Raw genomic sequence first — 20,394 nt, forward strand, 5'->3', positions numbered from 1 at the left:
TCATGGGTGAGGTCATCGGGATCAACCGCCGACGTCGCGCCGAGCCGGAGCCGTTGCTGCGGGAACTGCTCGGCCGCCGGTTACGGGACATTCGCGAACACCGCGGCGACCGGCTGGTGGACGTCGCCGCCCGCGCCGGCGTCTCACCGCAGTACCTCTCCGAAATAGAGCGTGGCCGCAAGGAGCCGTCCAGCGAGATGATCGCGGCCATCTGCGGTGCCCTCGAGATCCGGTTGATCCGGCTGCTGGGCACCCTCAGCAGCGATATCACGCGTGCGCCTGCCGGGCCGGTGCATGGCCCGACCCTGCTGGCCGCCTGATCACGACCGCTCCTCGAGCACCAGGTCGGCCAGGCCGTAATTCACGGCACCGTGCGCGTCGAACACCCGGTCCCGGTCGGTGTCGAGCCGAAGCTGCTCGGCGCTGCGCCCGGTGTGCCGGGCCAGGATGTATTCCAGCTGCCCCCGCACCCGCACCACCTCATCGGCCTGCAGGATCAGGTCCGGGATGGTGCCGCGACCCTGTGCGGCAGGCTGGTGCAGCACGATCCGACTGTGCGGCAACACCGCTCGCCGTCCCGGCGTTCCGGCCGCCAACAGCACCGCACCCGCCGCGACAGCCTGGCCGATGCACGTGGTGGCCACCGGCGCCTTGATGAACCGCATCGTGTCGTAGACGGCCAGCATGGCCGACAGATCGCCACCCTCGGAATTCACATAGAGGCTGATCTCCTGCTCGGGATTGTCGGCCTCCAGATGTAACAGCTGCGCGATCAGCGCGTTGGCCACCCCGGAATCGATGGCGGTGCCCAGATACACGATGCGCTCGGCGAGCAGATGCGAGTACACATCCATCACCCGCTCCCCCGCGGCCGAACGGGTGATGACGTTCGGAATGGTGTACGTGCTCACGCGCTGATCCCGAACTGTCGCTTGTGAGTCGGTCCGATCTGCCCGAAGCGATCCACCACGGCGTCGATGAATCCGTACTCCCTGGCCTGCGCAGCGGTGAACCACCGGTCATGCAGGGAATCGGTGAAGATGCGGTTGATGTCCTGCCCGGTGTCCTCGGCGATCAACCCGAGCACCGTGTCGCGGGTGTACCGCAGATCATCGGCCTGCACCTCCACCTCGACCGCGGAGCCGGCGATGCCCGAGGAACCCTGGTGCATCAGGATCCGGGCGTGCGGCAACGCCCGGCGCTTGCCCGGCGCGCCCGATGACAGCAGGAATTGACCAGCGCTACAGGCCAATCCAAGTGCCAGGGTGCTGACGTCACCGGGCACCAGCCGCATCACGTCGCGGATGGCCAGCATGGCCGGCACCGACCCACCGGGCGAGTGGATCCACAGGGCGATGTCCTCATCGGAGTCGGCGGCCAGCGAGAGCATCTGGGTCATCAACACGGTGCCGTTGTCGTCGTCGAGCGGTCCGTCGAGCACCAGCACCCGCTTGCGGTAGAGGTCGTCGCGCAGTTGCGCGCTGAACAGTCGTGGTTTGTCCTCGGTCATGACCCGACACTGCCCCAGGAGAGGCGGCGCGGGGCCCTCACGCTGCTGTCGGCAGAACACCCGGCCCAACTACTGTGAATCCATGACACCTGCGGGTCCGGGAGGCGCGTCCACCTCGACGTGGGCACCGATGCGCTCGCCGGTCTACCGCGCGCTGTGGATCGCTCAACTGGTCTCCAACCTGGGCACCTGGATGCAGACGGTGGGTGCGCAGTGGATGCTGGTCGGCGACCCGCGCGCCGATGTACTGGTCCCGCTGGTGCAGACCGCGACCACCCTGCCAGTGATGCTGCTGGCACTACCGTCGGGCGTGCTGGCCGACCTGATCGACCGGCGCCGGTTGTTGATCGCAACGATGGGAGCAATGGCCGCCGGGGTGGGTCTGCTGGCAGCGCTGACCGGAGCCGGGCTGACGACGCCGGCGGTACTGCTGACCCTGCTGTTCGTGATCGGCTGCGGGCAGGCCCTGGTGATGCCGGCGTGGCAGGCAATTCAGCCTGACCTCGTTCCAGCGCACCAGATTCCGGCCGCAGCCGCCCTTGGCAGCATGAGCATGAACCTGGCCCGGGCCATCGGGCCCGCCATCGCCGGCGTACTCGTGTCGGCGTCGGGGCCGACGCTGGTGTTCGCGCTCAACGCGGTGTCCTTCATGGGCACCGTCGCGGTCCTGGTGTGGTGGCGACGCCCTGCGGTCGAGCACACCTACCCCTCCGAGCGTGCCCTGGCCGCCCTCAGCGCCGGCGGCCGGTTCATCCGCAGCTCCCCGATCGTGCGGCGGATCCTGCTGCGCTCCGCCTTGTTCGTTGCCCCGGCGAGCGCGCTGTGGGGGTTGTTGCCGGTGATCGCGGCTGACCAGTTGGGGCTGTCGTCCTCCGGATACGGGCTACTGCTGGGCGCGCTGGGCGTGGGCGCGGTGATGGGCGCATTCCTGCTGTCGCAGTTGCGTTCACGGTTCGGTCAGAACATGCTGCTGTCCGTCGCCGCAGCGGGGTTCGCGGCCGCCACCGTGGTGCTGGCGCTGGTGCCGAACTTCGTCATCGTGCTGGCGCTGTTGTTGATCGGTGGCGCGTCGTGGTTGCTCACGCTGTCGACGCTGAACGCGGCCATGCAGCTGAGTCTGCCGTCGTGGGTCCGGGCCCGGGGGTTGTCGGTCTATCAGCTGGTGTTCATGGGCGGGCAGGCGCTGGGCTCATTGACCTGGGGACTGGTGGCCGGGGCAACCACCAGTGTGGTCAGCCTGCTGATCAGCGCGGCGCTGCTGTTGTTGTGCGGGGCCTCCACCCTGTGGTGGCCGCTGCACGCCAAGACCGGCGACCTGGACCTCACCCCGTCGTCGCACTGGCCTGAACCGAACCTGGTCTTCGACCCCGAACCCCTGGACGGGCCAGTGCTGGTCATCACCTCCTACCGCATCGCGCCCGAGGACGAAGCCGGGTTCCTGGCTGCCATGGACGTGATGGGCCGGTCACGTCAGCGCACCGGCGCCTCGCAGTGGCGGCTGTTCCGCAGCGTCGAAAAGGAGTCCACTTTCGTCGAGACGTTCATGGTGCGGTCCTGGGGCGAGCACATGCACCAGCACTACACCCGGCTCACCGGGCAGGACCGGCTGATCGAGGAGGCCGTGGCCCGCTATGTCGACGGCCTGCCGGACTCCGAGCACTATGTGGCAGTCCGTCCCACGCCGCGGTGATCAGTTTTGCTAATGCGTCGGTAGAAACATTAGCTGTACTGATTCATCAGGCGCCTTTAGCGTGGTCGCCGTGAGTACCACCGCGCTGGTCGTCGTCACCGGATTCCTGACGTCGCTGACCCTGATCGCCGCCATCGGCGCCCAGAACGCCTTCGTGCTACGTCAGGGCATCCGTGGGGAACATGTGATCGCGGTGGTCGCGCTGTGCACGGTGTCGGACATGGTGCTGATCGCCGCGGGCATCGCCGGCTTCGGCGCCCTGGTGGGCGCGCACCCCAGCGTCGTGACGATCGCGACCGTGGGCGGGGCGGCCTTTCTGATCGGCTATGGACTCCTGGCAGCACGACGCGCCGCATCGCCGGGCACGCTCACCCCGTCGGACTCCGCGCCCGCCCGGTTGGCCGGGGTGATCGCGACCTGCCTGGCCCTGACGTTCCTCAACCCGCACGTCTATCTCGACACCGTGATCCTGTTGGGCGCCCTGGCCAACGAGCACGCCGACAACCGCTGGCTGTTCGGGGTCGGCGCGGTGACTGCCAGCGCCGTGTGGTTCACCACCCTGGGATTCGGCGCCCAACGACTCAAAGGACTCTTTGCCACGCCACTCACCTGGCGCATCCTCGACGGCATCATCGCTGTCACCATGATCACCCTGGGTGTCGTCTTGGCGTGGCCCTGACGGCAACGGGCACACTTGAGCCATGGACCCTGCCATCGGCCTGCGCGAACGCAAGAAGATCAAGACGCGACGGGCCATTCGTCGTGAGGCGTTCCGGCTGATCGAAACCCAGGGGTACTGCAACACCACGGTGGAGCAGATCTCCGACGCGGCCGATGTTTCCACCAGCACGTTCTTTCGGTACTTTCCGTCCAAGGAGTCCGTACTGCTCTACGACGACCTGATCGAGCCGGTGATCGATGCGTTCGTCACCGCACCGGCTGATCTGGCCCCCATCGCGGCATACCGTCACGCGGTCCGGCAGACGTTCGCCGAGATGGAGGACGCCGACCGGGATGACGCGCTGCGGGGCCAGCGTCTGATGTACGCGATTCCCGAAGCCCGCGGCCTGCTCTACGGCGAATACATGCGCTGTATCGACCTGATCACCGACGCCCTCCAAACCCGAATGAGGCGGCCTGCCGACGATTTCGAGCGCCGCATGCTGGCCGGCGCCCTCATCGGTGTGGTGATGGCCGCCTCCGACGGCACGCCGGTACCCGCCGATCCGGTGGAACGAGGATTGACATTCCTCGAATCCGTTCTGACACTTGACTAATCGAGATAGCTGCCTCCCGGCCTGTCACGATTGGTGTTCAGTCCGCTCGAGCCGGAATCCAACGCCGACAGTCCCCCCGTGGCGCACAGCCAGTCATCATCACACGGGTACGGAACCACCGGCAGGGCCACGGACGCGCCGGTCTGATTGGGCCCCTCGTAACACAGGGAGGGTCCGCTGCTACTGACGCAGTCGGCTGTCGCCGGCGCGGCGCCAACCACACCGGCAGCCAGTGCAGGCAGCACCAGGGCTGCCGCACACGAGAGTTTCACGATCTTCACGGCACACTTCCTTTCCACCATGCGGCGGCGTGACGAGGCACGCTATTCGGCAGGGAGCACCGGTCCGCCGCAGCGATTACGGAAGTCGACCATCGGCTGGCGAATGCCCTGCAGTTCCGCCCTGACCTGCGGATGGGCGTCGGCGTACTCCAGTACCTTGGTCCGGATCTCCTCTCGCGGAAGCCCTTTGAGGCTGGTGAAGAAGAAGTTGACGTCCGGATGGGTGAACAGATACGCCGAGGTCGCCGCAGTGACCCCGGTGGACACGCCGGCCAGGTCCGCGGCCGTGCAGTTGGGCGGCGGAGGCGGCGGCACCGGCTCGGCCGAGGCGATGGCAGCGCCGCCCAGCAGCATTGCGCCGGCGCCCATCGTGATCGTGAGCGCTCGGCGCCCACTCATCCACAGCGACATGTTCTTCCCTTTCAATTGTGGTGTTTCAGTTGATTTCTCGAGCGCGTTCACCGACGGCCACCCCCGCGGGGCCGGTTGGGCCGGTCCGGTCGGTCCGGTCGGTCCGGGCGCACCGGCGGGTTGAGGTCGGCGTCGAGATCGAAGGCGAACCCGACGCCGTATTCGTCGTCGCACAGATAGTCGTAGGTGCAGGGGTAGGGGTAATACGGCCCAGCGCCGGAAGGGCCGTCCCCGGTGTCTGATCCGCGAACGTCACCCTGGGAACACAGCGTGACGCCCGCCGAGCTGGTGCAGTCGGCCGCTGCCGGACTCGCCAGGACGAGCCCGATCACAAACGGTGGCACAGCCAGAACAGCCGCCGAAGTGCCACTGCGCACACGCACGGCACACTTCCTCTCCGCGCGTGTCGACGGGGCCGACGACCGCGATGCGAGACCCCGACCAGTCGCACGCCGCTCATGTGGACGAATGTTTTCCGTCTGGCACGACAATAAATCCGAGGACTCGATCTCGACGGCAATTCATCGAAGTACTCGGCCTTGCAACACCAAATGCCGAGTACAGCAGCTCACACGGTGACCATGGTCCCGGATGTATGCAACTTTGATACTCATCAGCTCAGTTGTGGTGATCGAACTGGCACCCGGTCACAGCGAAGCGGGTACGACATCACCGAGAGCCTCTCCACGTTGTGGCGCAATCTGGTCACAATGGGGTGATGGTCCACTCCAAGTCAGTTTTCATCACCGGCGCCGCAGCCGGAATCGGGCGCGCGACCGCACTGGCCTTCGCCCGCCGCGGCTACACCGTCGGCGCCTACGACATCGACTCCGACGGCCTGCGATCCCTGGCCGACGAGATCACCGCCCTGCACGGCACCGTGCTGACCGGACACCTCGACGTCACCGATGCCGAGGAGATGAGCACGCGGACAACCGAATTCGCGGAGTTCGCGGGCGGGCGCCTGGACGTGCTGATCAACAACGCCGGCATCCTGCTGGCCGGGCAATTCGAGAAGCTGGAGCTGGCCGCCCAGCACCGCGAGATCGACATCAACGCCAAGGGTGTGGTCAACGGGCTGTATGCGGCGTTTCCCCATCTGCGGGCCACCCCCGGCGCGGTGGTGGTCAACCTGGCGTCGGCCTCGGCCATCTACGGCCAGGCCGAGCTGGCCACCTACAGCGCCACCAAGTTCTTCGTGCGCGGGCTCACCGAAGCGCTCGACATCGAGTGGAGCGGCCACGACATCCGGGTGATCGCGATGTGGCCGCTCTACGTGCAGACCGCGATGACGTCGAACATCAGCACCGGCACCACCCAGTCACTGGGGATCAATCTCACCGCCCAGGACGTCGCCGACGCCATCGTCGCCGCGGTGTTCGGCAGCCGCGTGCGAAAGGCAGTGCACCAGGTGCATTTCCCGGTCGGCGGCCGCACCAAGGCGATGACGCTGGGATCCCGCTTCTCCCCCGCCTGGCTGACCCGCGCCATCAACAAACGCCTGGCCAAGCATTGATCCGCCGGCGCGAACTGCTGATGCTGGCCGCCACCGCAGCGCTGGCGGCCGCCTGTGCCCGCCAGGAACCCGACGCCGACCAGACCGGCGGGCCCGTCACCGTCAACCACGCCTTCGGAGAGACGACAGTGCCGGCCCCACCGCAGCGGGTGGCCAGCCTCGGGCTCACCGAGCAGGACAGCCTGCTGGCGCTCGGCGTGGTCCCGATCGCGACCACCGAATGGTTCGGCGGTGAACCATTCGCGGTGTGGCCATGGGCCCGTGCGGCACTGGGACCCGCGCAGCCGCGGGTGTTGAGCCTGGCCAACGGCATCCAGGCAGGCGAGATCGCAGCCCTGCAGCCGGACCTGATCGTGGCCACCAATGCCGGCGTCGATGCCGACACCTACGCAGCGCTGTCGAACATCGCACCGACCATCCCGCAGTCCGGCCGCGACGCCTTCTTCGAGCCGTGGAAGACCCAGGCGCTGACCATCGCGACCGCGGTGTTCCAGCGGCCGAAGATGGAGTCGATCATCCAGGCCGTCGACGACGCCGTGGCGGCGGCGGCACAGGCGCACCCTCAGTTCCGCGACAAGACGGTGGCACTGCTGGCGGGCCGGCCCTGGAACGGTGTCATCGACGTCACCCCCGCGGGTTGGCGCACCGACGTCCTCACCGGACTGGGGCTCACCGTCGCCGAGCTGGACCCGGTGCCGCTGGACCGACTCGGCACGCAGTTGTCCGACATCGACGTCCTGCTCTGGACCACCGAAAACGACGCCGAACAGGCGGCATTGTCGGCCAACCCGGACCTCGCGCGGCTGGGCCGACGCAATGTGTTCACCACCAAGGAGCTGGCGGGGGCCATCGCGTTCTCGTCTCCGCTGTCCCTGCCGGTGGTGGTCGATCAGCTGCCACCCCTGCTCGCCCGGGCCCTGGGCGGCTGAGCCGGCCGCGGATGTCTGTTTGGATATCCGGGTGAACAGCAACAAGCAGATGAGCATCGAACACTCTGGGCAGCCCACCGGGTACGCAACGGTGGGCGCCTCGTACTACCCCATCCTCGTGGCGGTCTTCACCGCCCTGGTTCTGATCTCCAACATCACCGCCACCAAAGGTGTGGCCTTCGGCCCGCTGCTGACCGACGGCGGCTTCCTCGTCTTCCCCCTCACCTACGTCATCGGGGATGTGCTCTCCGAGGTGTACGGCCTCAGGGCCGCCCGCCGGGCCATCATCGTCGGCTTCACCATGCAGGCGCTGCTGGTGGCCGCGCTCTGGGTGACCGTGCGCCTGCCCGCCGCCGAAGGCTACGAGAACCAGGCAGTGCTGGAGACCATGGTCGGCTCCATCACCGGGCTGGCCGCCGCCGGACTCGCCGGGTTCCTGGTGGGGCAGCTGGTCAACGCCTACCTGGTGGTGCAGATCAAGCAGCGCACCAAGGAATCTCATCTCTGGGCGCGACTGCTGGGCTCCACCGTCGTCGGGCAGTTCGCCGACACCCTGGTCTTCTGCGCGGTGGCGGCGCCGATCATCGGCTTCGGCGACATGTCGTCGTTCGCCATGTACGCCACGCTCGGCTGGATCTACAAGTGCGCCGTGGAAGCGGCGCTGCTGCCCGTGACCTACCGCGTCATCGCCTTCGTCAAGAATCGTGAGCCCAGCTATCAACCCATGGCGTGAGCTTGAGCGGCCTTTAAGGCATCTCTGGCGAGTCTCTGAAGGGCGCGGCACCCGACCTTACCCACGAGTAACTTCGTGGCATGAGCGCGATCATGGATACCCGAGTGACCGTCCGTGACTACGGCGACCAGGCCCTGCTCCTCGACTGTCCCGGCACCGACGAAGTGCTGGCCTGGACCGACGTCCTGACCCGGGCCGCGCTGCCCGGCGTCGTGGACATCGTGCCGGCGGCACGCACGGTGCTGATCAAACTGGACAGACCCGCCTTCCAGGCCCCCACCCGGCAACGGCTGGCCCACCTATCCGTCGAGGACACTGCTGCGCAGACGGCCGCCGACGCCCGGGCCGACGTCACCATCGACGTCACCTACGACGGCGACGACCTGGACGAGGTGGCCCGGCTCACCGGCCTGGAGCGGGCCGGGGTGGTGGCTGCGCACACCGGCACCCTGTGGCGGGTCGGGTTCGGCGGCTTCGCCCCGGGTTTTGCCTACCTCATCGGAGGTGACCCCCGCCTCGAAGTGCCGCGGCGGGCCGAACCGCGCACCAAGGTTCCCGCAGGAGCCGTCGGTCTGGCCGGCCCGTTCAGCGGCGTCTACCCACGGGAGTCACCCGGCGGGTGGCAACTGATCGGGCGCACCGATGCCGTCTTGTGGGACATCGACCGACCGAATCCGGCGCTGTTGACACCGGGGATGTGGGTGCAGTTCAAGGCCGTGTCATGAGCGCCGCCCTCGAGGTGGTCCGCACCGGGCCACTGGCGCTGATCCAGGACCTCGGCCGCGCCGGCCTGGCGCACCTGGGGGTCGGGCGATCGGGTGCCGCGGACCGCCGTGCGCACCGGCTGGCCAACCGGCTGGTGGCCAATCCCGATGACTGGGCCACCGTCGAGATCACCTTCGGCGGTTTCGCGGCGCGGGCGCGCGGCGACGTCGACATCGCTGTCACCGGCGCCGACACCGATCCGATGGTGAACGGAATCCCGTTCGGCACCAACAGCATCCAGCATGTCCGCGATGGGCAGCTGATCGAGTTGGGGGTCCCCGAGGCCGGCATGCGCAGCTACCTGGCCGTGCGCGGCGGCATCGACGTCGAACCGGTGCTGGGCTCGCGCAGCTACGACGTCATGTCCGCCATCGGGCCGTTGCCGCTGGCGGCCGGCGCCACGCTGCCGGTGGGCCGGCACACCGACGACTACCCGGAATTGGACCAGGCACCCGTCGCGCCGATCGAGGGCCGGATGCTCGACCTGCGGGTGACCCCCGGCCCGCGCGATGACTGGTTCGCCGATGCCGACGCCCTGGTGCACACCGTGTGGGTGGCCTCAGAACGCAGCGACCGGGTGGGGATGCGGTTGTCGGGCACACCCATGCAGCACCGCTGGCCGGACCGCCAACTGCCGTCGGAGGGCGCCACCCGCGGGGCGATCCAGGTGCCGCCCAACGGCCAACCGGTCATCCTCGGCCCCGACCATCCCGTCACCGGCGGCTACCCGGTGGCCGGGGTGATCATCGACGCCGACATCGACAAGGTGGCCCAGATCCGGCCCGGCCAGCCGGTGCGGCTGCACTGGTCCCGACCTCGAACCGCTGCCTGATCGGGGCGAACCTGGTAGACCTGCGGGGGTGTACACCCAGGTCCTCACCGCCCGCCTGGTCCATACCTCCGACCTCGACACCGAGACCCATGACCAGGCCCATGCCATGGTGGCGGCGGCGTTCTCAGGCGACTTCAGCGCCGCCGACTGGGAGCACGCCCTCGGCGGCATGCACGCGCTGATCTGCCATCGCGGGGACATCCTGGCTCATGCCGCAGTGGTGCAGCGCCACCTGCTCTACCAGGGCCGGGCGCTGCGCTGCGGCTACATCGAGGCGCTGGCGGTGCGTGAGGACCACCGCGGCCAGGGTCTGGCCACCGCGCTGATGGATGCCGCCGAGCAGGTGATCCGCGGCGCGCATCAGATCGGGGCACTGTCGGCCACGGAGCTGGGCCGACCGGTCTACGAGCGCCGCGGCTGGCAGCCCTGGCGCGGCCCCCTGTCGGTGCTGGCGCCCGAGGGTCTGACCCGCACCGCCGGCGACGACGGCTCGGTCTACGTGCTGCCGGTGTCGGTCACGGTGGACACCGGTGCCGAGCTCGCGTGCGACTGGCGTGACGGCGACGTCTGGTAGACCTCACAGCGCACCCCCGGGCCGGGTGAGCGCAAGTTCACGCCAGGGTCACCCCACGACGGCTCGGCGAAATACGGCATTCCTACCGTGGAGGCATGAGTCCCGGCAGCCAGGTCCGACACGCGTGTGCGATCGACGGATAACCTCGTGGGAACGATGACTGAACACACAGGTCAGATGAGTGAGGTGGAGTGGGCTCCGCTCACCGGATACCGCGTGGCCGTGACATCGGCGCGGCGATCCGAGGAGCTGTGCGCGCTGCTGCGCCGCCGCGGCGCCACGGTGTCGAGTGCTGCCGCCATCGCGATGGTGCCGCTGCCCGACGATGTGGACTTGCACCGGTACACCGAGGAGCTGATCGAGAACCCGCCCGACATCGTGGTGGCCACCACCGGCATCGGATTCCGCGGTTGGGTGGCCGCGGCCGACGGCTGGGGGCTGGCCACCGACCTGATCGACGCGTTGTCGAAGGCCCGGGTGGTCTCGCGCGGGCCCAAGGCCACCGGCGCGCTGCGCGCGGCCTCCCTGCCCGAAGAGTGGTCCCCCGAATCCGAGTCCTCCCGCGAGGTGCTGCGGTATCTGGTGGAGAAAGGCGTCGGCGGGCAGCGCATCGCCGTGCAGCTGCACGGCGCCACCGACGAATGGGATCCGTTTCCCGAATTTCTCGACGAGCTGCGCAACGCAGGCGCACAGGTGGTCCCCATCCGGGTGTACCGCTGGACGCCGGTGCCCAGCGGCGGAGCCTTCGATCAGCTGGTCTCGGGCATCGCCGAGCAGCGCTTCGACGCGGTGAGCTTCACCTCGGCACCCGCCGTGGCGGCCACCCTGATGCGGGCCCGCGACATGGGGCTCGAGGACCAGGTGATCAACGCCCTGCGCACCAACGTGCACGCCATGTGCGTGGGCCCGGTGACCGCGCGACCGCTGGTGCGTCTTGGTGTGCCGACCTCGGCGCCCGAGCGGATGCGCCTGGGCGCCCTGGCCCGCCACATCACCGACGAATTGCCGGTGCTGCAGTCGCGCGCGCTCACCGCCGCCGGGCACCTGGTGGAGATCCGCGGCACGTGTGTGCTGGTCGACGGGGCGGTGAAGTCGCTGTCCCCCGCGGCGATGGCCACCATGCGGGCCCTGGCCCTGCGCCCGGGCACCGTGGTCTCCCGCCAGGACCTGTTGGCCGCCCTGCCGGGCGCAGGCAGCGACACCCACGCCGTCGAGACCGCGGTGCTGCGGCTGCGAACAGCCCTGGGCGACAAGAACATCGTCGCCACCGTGGTCAAGCGTGGCTACCGGCTGGCGGTAGACGAGCTGTGACGGCGGTATTGGTGGCCCACGGCACCCGCAAATCCTCCGGCGTACAGATGGTCGGCGAGCTGGCCGACCGGGTTTCCGCTCAGCTGCGGCAACCGGTCCGGGTGGCGTTCGTCGACGTGCTGGGCCCGACGCCGGCCGAGGTACTCCGCGGCGTCGACGGTCCCGCAGTGCTGGTTCCGGCGTTCCTGTCCTCGGGCTACCACGTGCGCAAGGACATCCCCGAGCATGTCGAGGCCAGCGGTCACGCGGACGTCACGGTGACCGCAGCGCTGGGGCCGTGCCCGCAGATGGTGCAGGTGATGGTCGAGCGGTTGCTCGAATCCGGTTGGCATCCCGGCGATTCGGTGGTGATGGCCGCTGCGGGCACGTCCGATCCGGATGCCCAGCGCGATCTGAGGGTGACCGCCACGCTGCTGTCGGCGGCCATCGGCAGCCGGGTCGAGTTGGCCTATGCCGCCACCGGTGAACCCCGGGTGGCCGATGCGGTGGCGCAGCTTCGCGGGCGCGGCGCCCGGCGGGTGGTGGTGGCGTCCTACCTGCTGGCCGACGGGCTGTTCCAGGACCGGTTGCGCGACAGCGGGGCCGACGTGGTCAGTGCACCCCTGGGACTGCATCCCGGCACCGTGCGGCTGATCACCAACCGGTTTCGACGGGCCCGGGTGTCTCGCGATTCGTGGAGTCTCACCGGCGCTCACCGCCGCTGAGACTCCACACATCCCGTTTCAGCGGCCCACGTGCACGGTGCCGTCGGCGGCAACGCGGGTGGCGTAGACCGGCACCGAGACGGCCGGGTCGTCCAGGCAGCTGCCGTCGTCGAAAGCGAAGGCCTGCTTCTTGATCGGCGACTGCACACACGCACGGCCGCCGCGGTCGCCGACGATGCCGCGGGACAGCACCGCCGCACCGGAGAACGGGTCGATGTTGCCCAGCGCCACCACGGTGGTGTCGTCGAGCCGGAACAGCGCGGCCTGGGATCCGTCGTCGAGCAGCACGCCCACACCTCGGCCCGGGATGAGGAAGTCCAGGGCGCAGGCGGCAGTCCAGACCTGGAGGTCGCTGTTGAGGTCACCGAGCAGGGTCACGAGGTCTTCTCCTTGGCGGGCATGGCCGGCATGCCGACGGGAACCATTCGGCCGGAACGCTTTTCGAATGTCACAGTGGGATCGGGCGCGCCGGGGGCGTTGACGAAGGAGACGAACCGGGCCAGCTTGTCCGGATCCTCCAGCACGCCCTTCCACTCGCAGGCGTAGCCCGCGACATGGCGGGCCATCGCAGCCTCGAACTCCTCGGCCAGTCCCAGCGAGTCGTGGCACACCACGTCTGTGAGGTGTTCGATGCCGCCGTCGAGGGCCTCGATCCACGGGGCGGTGCGCTGCAGCCGGTCCGCGGTGCGGATGTAGAACATCAGGAAGCGGTCGATGTAGCGGATCAAGGTGTCGGTGTCCAGGTCACCGGCCAGCAGTTCGGCGTGCCGCGGGGTCATGCCGCCGTTGCCGCCGACGTAGAGGTTCCAGCCGTTCTCGGTGGCGATCACACCGACGTCCTTGCCGCGGGCCTCCGCACACTCCCGGGCGCAGCCAGAGACCCCCATCTTGATCTTGTGCGGGGCGCGCAGTCCGCGGTAGCGCAGTTCCAGATCGATGGCCAGCTGCACCGAATCCTGTTGGCCGTAGCGGCACCAGTCGCTGCCCACACAGCTCTTGACCGTGCGCAGCGACTTGCCGTAGGCGTGCCCGGACTCCATGCCGCCGTCGACCAGGCGGGCCCAGATCTGCGGCAGCTGGTCCACCCGGGCACCGAACATGTCGATGCGCTGGCCGCCGGTGATCTTGGTGAAGAGCCCGAAGTCCTTGGCGATCTGTCCGATCAGGATCAGCTGCTCGGCCGTGATGTCACCGCCGGGGACCCGCGGCACCACCGAATAGCTGCCGTTGCGCTGGATGTTGGCCAGGAAGTGGTCGTTGGAGTCCTGCAGGGCTGCCTGCTCACCGTCGAGGATGTGCTCGCTGCTGGTGGACGCCAGGATGGACGCCACCACGGGTTTGCAGACGTCACAACCCTTTCCGCGGCCATGCCCTTGCAGCAGACCGGAGAAGGTACGCACCTCGGTGGCGGTGATGATCTCGTACATCTGCGCGCGGGAGTACGCGAAGTGCTCGCACAGCGCCGTGGACTGTGCCACCCCTTCGGCCTCGAGCAGTTGCTTGAGCAGCGGCACACACGACCCGCAGGAGGTCCCCGCCGAAGTGCACTTCTTCAGCGCGGGCACATCGGCGCAGCCGTCTGCGATGGCGCACGTGAGGTCGTGCTTGGTGACGTTGTTGCAGGAACACACCTGCGCGGTGTCGGGTAGCGCGGCGACACCCAGAGACGTTGCCGCAGAACCAGACTGCGCCGGGGCGATGAGCGCCATCGGGTCACCGGGAAGCTGCCCGCCGACCATGGGCCGCAGCACGCCGTAGGCGGAGGCGTCACCCACCAGCACACCGCCGAGCAGGGTCTTGGCGTCATCGGAGAGCACCAGCTTGGCGTAGGTCTGCTTCACCGCATCGTTGACCACCACGTCGAGAGAGTTCGGGGTGACGCCCATCGCGTCGCCGAAGCTCGCGACGTCCACCCCGAGCAGTTTGAGCTTGGTGGACATGTCGGCCCCCGGAAACTCCGCGCCACCGCCGAGCAACCGGTCGGCCACCACCTCGGCCCCGGCGTAACCGGGCGCCACCAGCCCGTAACAACGCCCCTCGATGGCAGCCACCTCACCGATGGCGAAGATGTTCGGATCCCGTGTGGTGCACGACAGGTCGGTGATGACACCGCCGCGCTCGGCGATCTCCAGGTCAGAAACTCTGGCCAGCTCGTCCCGGGGCCGCACACCCGCGGCGAAGATCACCAGCCCCGCGTCGATGAGCGTCCCATCGGACAGCGACACCGCGAGGGTGCCGTTGTCGGTGCGTTCGATCGAGTCGGTGCCGACGTCGACGTGCACCGCGATTCCCAGGCCGGAGATCATCCGGCCCAGCAGTGCCCCGCCCGCCGGATCCAGCTGCTGGGACATCAGACGAGGGGCGCGTTCCACCACGTGGGCGTCGATACCGAAGCCGCGCAGGGCGTTCGCCGCCTCCAGGCCCAGCAGCCCGCCGCCGATCACCACACCGGCACGCGTCCGGCCGGCAGCCAGCGCCGTCTGCACGTCGGCCCGGATGGCGTCGAGATCGTCGAGCGTGCGGTACACGTGGCAGCCGGGCAGATCATGTCCCGGCACCGGGGGAACCCAGGCGTAGGAACCGGTGGCCAGCACCAGCGCGTCGTACCCGAACCGCAGTCCGTCGGCGGTCGTCACGGCCTTGCCCGCACGGTCGATCCCGGTGACCGCGGCACCCACGTGCAACCGCACCGAGGGGTCTCCGTGGTAGTCGCTGCCGGGCAACACCATCTGCGTGCGGTCCCAGTGCTCCGTGTAGGCGGTCAATCCCACCCGGTCGTAGGCAGCGTCGGCTTCTTCCCCGAGCACGGTGATGCGCCAGGTTCGGTTTTCGTCCCGGGCGCGCACCGCCTCGACCAGGCGGTGGGCCACCATGCCGTGTCCGATGACGACCAGTTCCTGCGTGGTCTGCATGGCGCCAGGCTAGGAAGCCGATATTGCGGCGATGTCGCACTGTGTGAACCGGCAATCACACTGTGCTCACTTCGCCGGACGGCGCGGTGTGAGACCTGCTCAGCTCCAGCGGCCGAGGAGCTCCGTGGCCCGGGTGGCCAGCGCCATCTGGAAGAACGGCCCGAAGCTGATCCGCCCCACGCCCAGCGGCCCGAAGGAGGCCAGGTCGTCCTGGTCCGGTAGTGCGATGGCGTTGACCGGCAGCGGCAGTTCGGAGGTGAGGCGGCGCTGCACCTCGTCGGTGTGACGACCCACGGGGTACAGGCTGTCGGCGCCGGCGGCCGCGGCCTCCTTCATGCGCGCGATCGTGGTGTCCACCCGGTCGGCCTCGTCACCGTGCTGCTTGAGGATGTAGTCGGTGCGGGCGTTGATCACCACGTGCACCCCGGCACTGTCGGCGGCGGCCCGCAACGCGCCCACAAGGGCGGCGTGTTCGCTCGACGAACGCAGGCGCCCGCCTTCACCGTGCACGGTGTCCTCGATGTTGAGGCCCACCGCACCGGCCTGCAGCAGTCCGGCGATCAACTGGTCGGCGGGCACTCCGTACCCGGATTCGATGTCGACGGACACGGGCACGTCCGCGGCGGCGGTGATCTGCGCGACCCGGGTCACCAGGTCGTCGAAGGACATCCCCTCGTTGTCCGGTTTGCCGATCGAGTCGGCCACCGGGTGGCTGCCGACCGTCAGTGCGGCGAACCCCGCCTGGACGGCGAGCCCCGCGGACCAGGCATCCCACACGGTCGGCAATACCACCGGATTGCCCGGTTGGTGCAGTGCCAGCAGTGCGTCGGCCTTCTTGGCCAGGGAGTCGGTCGAGATGTCGCCCACGGGAGCCTCCTGAGGTGGTGTCGGTGTGGTGTCTAAGCCAATCGCAGCCGGGTCGATGACATTCCGATACGTGACGCGGGTCACGTTCGGTTAGTGAAGTGGCTAGCATTGGGTGTCGTAATGTGATTCCTGCCACCTTCAGCCCAAGGAGGTCACTTGTCCACCACCACCGAACTCGCCGAACTGCACCAACTCATCAGCGGTCTGCGGCGGTGCGTGACATCGCTGCGGTCGAAGTACGGGGACAGCCCGGCGATGCGCCGGATCGTCCTGGACGCCGAGCGCATTCTCAACGACGTCGAGATGCTCGATCACGACGCCCACGACCTCGACCTGAGCCGCTGCGTGCCCCAGCATTCGGCCGAGAAGATCGGGATCCCGGACACCCAGTACGACCGCGATTTCTGGCGCGACGTCGACGACGAAGGCGTGGGCGGCCACAACCGAACACGATGAGCTCACCGCTCGTCGCGCGTCCCTTCACAGATGCAGGAGCCTTGAGATGAGCGCGCCCACGTCAGACCGCCGTCGCACCGGAGTGTTCTCACCTGGGCGCGCTCAGATCTCACAGCGCACACTGCGAACCGACAACTGGCTCAAGTCGCCGATCGTCACCAACCTCGGGTTCGCGGCCTTCATCATCTACGCGACGGTGCGGGCCTTCATGCAGAACTGGTACTACGTGCCTGAGTACGGGTACCTGACCCCGTTCTACTCGCCCTGCATCAGCACCGGATGCGTGCCGGAGGCAAGCCATTTCGGCCAGATCCTGCCCGACGTGTGGTGGCTGCCGTACGCGGCGCTCTCCCTGCCGTTCCTGTTGTTGTTCCGGCTGACCTGCTACTACTACCGGGGCGCCTACTACCGTTCGGTGTGGCAGTCCCCCACCGCCTGCGCCGTCGCCGAACCGCACGCGACGTACACCGGTGAGACGCGACTGCCGCTGATCATCCAGAACACCCACCGCTACTTCTTCTACATCGCGGCCATCATCTCGGTGATCAACACCTATGACGCGGTCATCGCCTTCCACAAGCCCGACGGCGGGTTCGGCTTCGGCCTGGGCAATGTGATCCTGCTGGTCAACGTGATCCTGCTGTGGACCTATACCGTGAGCTGCCACTCCTGCCGGCACATCGCCGGCGGCCGGCTCAAGCACTTCTCCAAACACCCTGTGCGGTACTGGCTCTGGACCCAGATCAGCAAGCTGAACACCCGCCACAAGCTGTATGCGTGGGTGACGCTGGGCACGCTGATGTTCACCGACTTCTACATCATGGCGCTGTCCGCAGGATGGTTCCCCGACCTGAGATTCGTTGGCTGACAACTCCATAGACTGTGAGGATGTGCGATGAGTGACCTGGAACGGCACGAGTACGACGTCGTCGTGATCGGTGCCGGCGGGGCTGGTTTGCGAGCGGTGATCGAGGCCAGGGAACGGGGCCTGCGGGTGGCCGTGGTGACCAAATCGCTGTTCGGCAAGGCCCACACCGTGATGGCCGAGGGCGGCTGCGCCGCGGCGATGCGCAACGTGAACACCAAGGACTCCTGGCAGGTGCATTTCGGTGACACCATGCGCGGCGGCAAGTTCCTCAACAACTGGCGGATGGCCGAGCTGCACGCCCAGGAAGCGCCCGACCGGGTGTGGGAACTGGAGACCTACGGAGCGCTGTTCGACCGCACCAAGGACGGCAAGATCAGCCAGCGCAACTTCGGCGGGCACACCTACCCGCGGCTGGCGCATGTCGGCGACCGCACCGGTCTGGAGATCATCCGCACCCTGCAGCAGAAGATCGTCAGCCTGCAGCAGGAGGACAAGCGCGAGCTCGGCGACTACGACGCGCGGATCCGGGTGTTCCACGAGACGTCGATCACCGACCTGATCCTCGACGACGGACGTATCGCGGGCGCCTTCGGTTACTACCGGGAGACCGGCAAGTTCGTGCTGTTCGAGGCGCCCGCCGTGGTGCTGGCCACCGGTGGGATCGGCAAGAGCTTCAAGGTGTCGTCGAACTCGTGGGAGTACACCGGCGACGGTCACGCCCTGGCACTGCGGGCCGGCTCCGGGCTGATCAACATGGAGTTCATCCAGTTCCACCCCACCGGCATGGTCTGGCCGCTGTCGGTGAAGGGAATCCTTGTCACCGAGGGCGTACGCGGTGACGGCGGGGTGTTGAAGAACTCCGAGGGCAAGCGCTTCATGTTCGAGTACATCCCCGACGTGTTCAAGGGGCAGTACGCCGAAACGGAAGAAGAAGCCGACCAGTGGCTCAAGGACAACGACTCCGCGCGCCGCACTCCTGATCTGCTGCCCCGCGACGAGGTGGCCCGGGCCATCAACGAAGAGGTCAAAGCGGGCCGCGGCACCCCCCACGGCGGGGTGTACCTCGACATCGCCTCGCGCATGCCGGCCGAGGAGATCAAGCGTCGGCTGCCGTCGATGTACCACCAGTTCATCGAGCTGGCCGAGGTGGACATCACCAAGGACGAGATGGAAGTCGGCCCCACCTGTCACTACGTGATGGGCGGCATCGAGGTGGACCCCGACAGCGGCGGCGCCGACACTCCGGGCCTGTTCGCCGCCGGTGAGTGCTCCGGCGGCATGCACGGCTCCAACCGCCTGGGCGGCAATTCCCTGAGCGACCTGCTGGTCTTCGGTCGCCGCGCCGGGCTGGGGGCCTCGGATTACGTGCGCGCGCTCTCGGACCGGCCGAAGGTGACCGACGATCACATCGAGGCGGCCACAGCGCTGGCCTTGAGCCCGTTCGAATCGAAGGCCAACCCGGAGAATCCGTACACCCTGCAGTCCGAGTTGCAGCAGTCGATGAACGACCTGGCCGGCATCATCCGCAAGGAAGGTGAGCTCCGCGAGGTGCTGGCCAAGATCGACGAGCTGAAGAGGCGCTACGCCAACGTGGTCGTCGAAGGCGGCCGTGTCTTCAACCCGGGCTGGCATCTGGCCATCGACCTGCGCAACATGCTGCTGGTCAGCGAATGTGTGGCCAAGGCTGCCCTGGAGCGCACGGAGAGCCGGGGTGGCCACACTCGCGACGACTTCCCGCAGATGGACGCCCACTGGCGCAACAAACTGCTGGTGTGCAAGACCGTGACCGACGGCGCCGGCACCGAGGCGGTGGTGCCCGACGTGACGGTGACCCCGGAGCAGCAGCCGGTGATGCGACCCGATCTGCTGGCCACCTTCGAGCTCTCCGAGCTCGAGAAGTACTACACCGACGACCAATTGGCCGAACACCCAGACCGGAAGGCCTGACCATGGCTGCCTATGACGCAAAACTTCGAGTGTGGCGCGGCGACGACTCCGGCGGTGAGCTCAAGGACTACACCGTCGAGGTCAACGACGGCGAGGTGGTGCTCGACATCATCCACCGGCTGCAGGCCACGCAGGCCGGCGACCTTGCGGTGCGGTGGAACTGCAAGGCCGGCAAGTGCGGTTCCTGCTCGGCGGAGATCAACGGGCGCCCGCGCCTGCTGTGCATGACCCGGATGTCGACCTTCGGCGAGGACGAAGTGGTCACCGTGACGCCGATGCGAACCTTCCCGGTGATGCGGGATCTGGTCACCGACGTGTCCTTCAACTACGAGAAGGCCAGGGAGATCCCCGCCTTCACACCGCCGAAGGACCTGCAGCCCGGCGAATACCGGATGCAGCAGGAGGACGTGAACCGCAGCCAGGAGTTCCGCAAGTGCATCGAGTGTTTCCTGTGCCAGAACGTCTGCCACGTCAACCGTGACCACGAGGAGAACAAGCTCGCGTTCTCGGGCCCGCGTTACCTGATGCGGCAGGCCGAACTGGACATGCATCCCCTCGACGTGCACGGGCACCGGGCCGAGCAGGCGCAGGAGGAGAACGGCCTGGGCTATTGCAATATCACCAAGTGCTGCACCGAGGTGTGTCCCGAGCACATCAAGATCACCGACAACGCCCTGATCCCGATGAAGGAACGCGCCGCCGACCGCAAGTACGACCCGATCGTCTGGCTGGGCAACAAGCTGTTCCGGAAGTAGCGCGCAGCGGCTATCGGCTGCCGCTTTCGCGGGTACCCTCGCGGTAGCGGCCAGTC

Annotated in this window: 24 protein-coding genes; 16 read left to right on the top strand and 8 right to left on the bottom strand. The window is 67.9% G+C overall.

Translation table 11 applies throughout. The annotated features are described in order from the left end of the window. Window positions 1-2: 2 nt before the first annotated feature. Window positions 3-320 (top strand): helix-turn-helix domain-containing protein, encoded by a 318-nt coding sequence (locus tag G6N58_RS05005; RefSeq protein ID WP_115281805.1) that lies wholly within the window; start codon window positions 3-5, stop codon window positions 318-320. On the opposite strand, the gene G6N58_RS05010 is transcribed toward G6N58_RS05005, so the two are convergent. Next, window positions 321-911: a ClpP family protease gene (locus G6N58_RS05010; RefSeq protein ID WP_115279494.1), complete on the bottom strand. Its 591-nt coding sequence runs from the start codon at window positions 909-911 to the stop codon at window positions 321-323. It abuts the gene before it with no gap. Next, complete coding sequence (locus G6N58_RS05015; RefSeq protein WP_115279493.1) at window positions 908-1,510, bottom strand: ClpP family protease; 603 nt, start codon at window positions 1,508-1,510, stop codon at window positions 908-910. The genes G6N58_RS05010 and G6N58_RS05015 overlap by 4 nt, the downstream gene beginning before the upstream one ends. Window positions 1,511-1,592: 82 nt before the next feature. Between G6N58_RS05015 and G6N58_RS05020 the strand changes: the two genes are divergently transcribed. From G6N58_RS05020 to G6N58_RS05030, 3 genes are all read left to right on the top strand, one after another. Continuing rightward, window positions 1,593-3,200, top strand: coding sequence for an MFS transporter (locus G6N58_RS05020; protein ID WP_115279492.1), 1,608 nt, complete (start codon window positions 1,593-1,595; stop codon window positions 3,198-3,200). Window positions 3,201-3,270: 70 nt separating this feature from the next. Then, window positions 3,271-3,879: an L-lysine exporter gene (gene lysE, locus G6N58_RS05025; protein ID WP_115281803.1), complete on the top strand. Its 609-nt coding sequence runs from the start codon at window positions 3,271-3,273 to the stop codon at window positions 3,877-3,879. Between the two features lie 22 nt (window positions 3,880-3,901). Further along, window positions 3,902-4,477, top strand: a complete 576-nt coding sequence (locus G6N58_RS05030) for a TetR/AcrR family transcriptional regulator (RefSeq protein ID WP_068918856.1) — start codon at window positions 3,902-3,904, stop codon at window positions 4,475-4,477. Here G6N58_RS05030 and G6N58_RS05035 read toward each other — a convergent pair. The 3 genes from G6N58_RS05035 to G6N58_RS05045 are packed head-to-tail and all read right to left on the bottom strand — an operon-like array spanning window position 4,474 to window position 5,552. Beyond that, window positions 4,474-4,758: a hypothetical protein gene (locus G6N58_RS05035; protein ID WP_115279491.1), complete on the bottom strand. Its 285-nt coding sequence runs from the start codon at window positions 4,756-4,758 to the stop codon at window positions 4,474-4,476. The genes G6N58_RS05030 and G6N58_RS05035 overlap by 4 nt on opposite strands. Window positions 4,759-4,800: 42 nt before the next feature. Further along, entirely contained in the window at window positions 4,801-5,169 is a 369-nt protein-coding gene (locus G6N58_RS05040; protein ID WP_172545109.1) for a heme-binding protein, read from the bottom strand. Between the two features lie 47 nt (window positions 5,170-5,216). Beyond that, window positions 5,217-5,552: a hypothetical protein gene (locus tag G6N58_RS05045; protein WP_115279490.1), complete on the bottom strand. Its 336-nt coding sequence runs from the start codon at window positions 5,550-5,552 to the stop codon at window positions 5,217-5,219. Between the two features lie 335 nt (window positions 5,553-5,887). Here G6N58_RS05045 and G6N58_RS05050 point away from each other — a divergent pair, with 335 nt between their 5' ends. The 8 genes from G6N58_RS05050 (at window position 5,888) to G6N58_RS05085 (ending at window position 12,533) form a co-directional block, all read left to right on the top strand. Beyond that, window positions 5,888-6,685, top strand: coding sequence for an SDR family oxidoreductase (locus tag G6N58_RS05050; RefSeq protein ID WP_115279489.1), 798 nt, complete (start codon window positions 5,888-5,890; stop codon window positions 6,683-6,685). Between the two features lie 20 nt (window positions 6,686-6,705). After that, complete coding sequence (locus tag G6N58_RS05055) at window positions 6,706-7,614, top strand: ABC transporter substrate-binding protein (RefSeq protein ID WP_115281799.1); 909 nt, start codon at window positions 6,706-6,708, stop codon at window positions 7,612-7,614. Between the two features lie 49 nt (window positions 7,615-7,663). Continuing rightward, entirely contained in the window at window positions 7,664-8,347 is a 684-nt protein-coding gene (locus G6N58_RS05060; RefSeq protein WP_115281798.1) for a queuosine precursor transporter, read from the top strand. A gap of 80 nt (window positions 8,348-8,427) precedes the next feature. Then, on the top strand, window positions 8,428-9,072 hold the full coding sequence (locus tag G6N58_RS05065; RefSeq protein WP_115279488.1) for a 5-oxoprolinase subunit B family protein: 645 nt from the start codon (window positions 8,428-8,430) through the stop codon (window positions 9,070-9,072). Further along, complete coding sequence (locus G6N58_RS05070; protein ID WP_115279487.1) at window positions 9,069-9,944, top strand: 5-oxoprolinase/urea amidolyase family protein; 876 nt, start codon at window positions 9,069-9,071, stop codon at window positions 9,942-9,944. The genes G6N58_RS05065 and G6N58_RS05070 overlap by 4 nt, the downstream gene beginning before the upstream one ends. 28 nt (window positions 9,945-9,972) lie before the next feature. Next, window positions 9,973-10,518 carry a GNAT family N-acetyltransferase gene (locus G6N58_RS05075; protein WP_068918862.1) on the top strand — a complete coding sequence of 182 codons (546 nt, stop codon included), beginning with the start codon at window positions 9,973-9,975 and terminating at the stop codon, window positions 10,516-10,518. Between the two features lie 177 nt (window positions 10,519-10,695). Further along, window positions 10,696-11,829, top strand: a complete 1,134-nt coding sequence (locus G6N58_RS05080; RefSeq protein ID WP_163908593.1) for a uroporphyrinogen-III synthase — start codon at window positions 10,696-10,698, stop codon at window positions 11,827-11,829. Continuing rightward, the gene (locus tag G6N58_RS05085; protein ID WP_115279486.1) at window positions 11,826-12,533 is read left to right on the top strand and encodes a sirohydrochlorin chelatase; all 708 of its coding nucleotides are present in this window, start codon (window positions 11,826-11,828) and stop codon (window positions 12,531-12,533) included. The genes G6N58_RS05080 and G6N58_RS05085 overlap by 4 nt, the downstream gene beginning before the upstream one ends. 18 nt (window positions 12,534-12,551) lie before the next feature. Here G6N58_RS05085 and nirD read toward each other — a convergent pair whose 3' ends face one another. The 3 genes from nirD to G6N58_RS05100 all read right to left on the bottom strand — a co-directional run bounded on the left by nirD (window position 12,552) and on the right by G6N58_RS05100 (window position 16,303). Beyond that, window positions 12,552-12,905: a nitrite reductase small subunit NirD gene (gene nirD, locus G6N58_RS05090; RefSeq protein ID WP_276016616.1), complete on the bottom strand. Its 354-nt coding sequence runs from the start codon at window positions 12,903-12,905 to the stop codon at window positions 12,552-12,554. A gap of 2 nt (window positions 12,906-12,907) precedes the next feature. Beyond that, window positions 12,908-15,445, bottom strand: coding sequence for a nitrite reductase large subunit NirB (nirB, locus tag G6N58_RS05095; RefSeq protein WP_163907918.1), 2,538 nt, complete (start codon window positions 15,443-15,445; stop codon window positions 12,908-12,910). A gap of 99 nt (window positions 15,446-15,544) precedes the next feature. After that, entirely contained in the window at window positions 15,545-16,303 is a 759-nt protein-coding gene (locus tag G6N58_RS05100) for an isocitrate lyase/PEP mutase family protein (protein WP_068920177.1), read from the bottom strand. Between the two features lie 165 nt (window positions 16,304-16,468). On the opposite strand from G6N58_RS05100, the gene G6N58_RS05105 reads away from it, so the two are divergent. From G6N58_RS05105 to G6N58_RS05120, 4 genes are read left to right on the top strand one after another with little or no spacing between them, the layout of a single operon-like run. Further along, complete coding sequence (locus tag G6N58_RS05105; protein ID WP_068918867.1) at window positions 16,469-16,768, top strand: Rv0250c family protein; 300 nt, start codon at window positions 16,469-16,471, stop codon at window positions 16,766-16,768. Window positions 16,769-16,814: 46 nt separating this feature from the next. Continuing rightward, window positions 16,815-17,636, top strand: coding sequence for a succinate dehydrogenase subunit SdhC (gene sdhC, locus G6N58_RS05110; RefSeq protein WP_068918868.1), 822 nt, complete (start codon window positions 16,815-16,817; stop codon window positions 17,634-17,636). 27 nt (window positions 17,637-17,663) lie between these two features. After that, window positions 17,664-19,583, top strand: a complete 1,920-nt coding sequence (locus G6N58_RS05115) for a fumarate reductase/succinate dehydrogenase flavoprotein subunit (protein ID WP_068918869.1) — start codon at window positions 17,664-17,666, stop codon at window positions 19,581-19,583. Between the two features lie 2 nt (window positions 19,584-19,585). Further along, the gene (locus tag G6N58_RS05120) at window positions 19,586-20,338 is read left to right on the top strand and encodes a succinate dehydrogenase/fumarate reductase iron-sulfur subunit (protein WP_068918870.1); all 753 of its coding nucleotides are present in this window, start codon (window positions 19,586-19,588) and stop codon (window positions 20,336-20,338) included. Window positions 20,339-20,394 lie beyond the last annotated feature (56 nt).

Origin of the sequence: Mycolicibacterium tokaiense (assembly GCF_010725885.1) — a bacterium.
Lineage (GTDB): Bacteria > Actinomycetota > Actinomycetes > Mycobacteriales > Mycobacteriaceae > Mycobacterium > Mycobacterium tokaiense.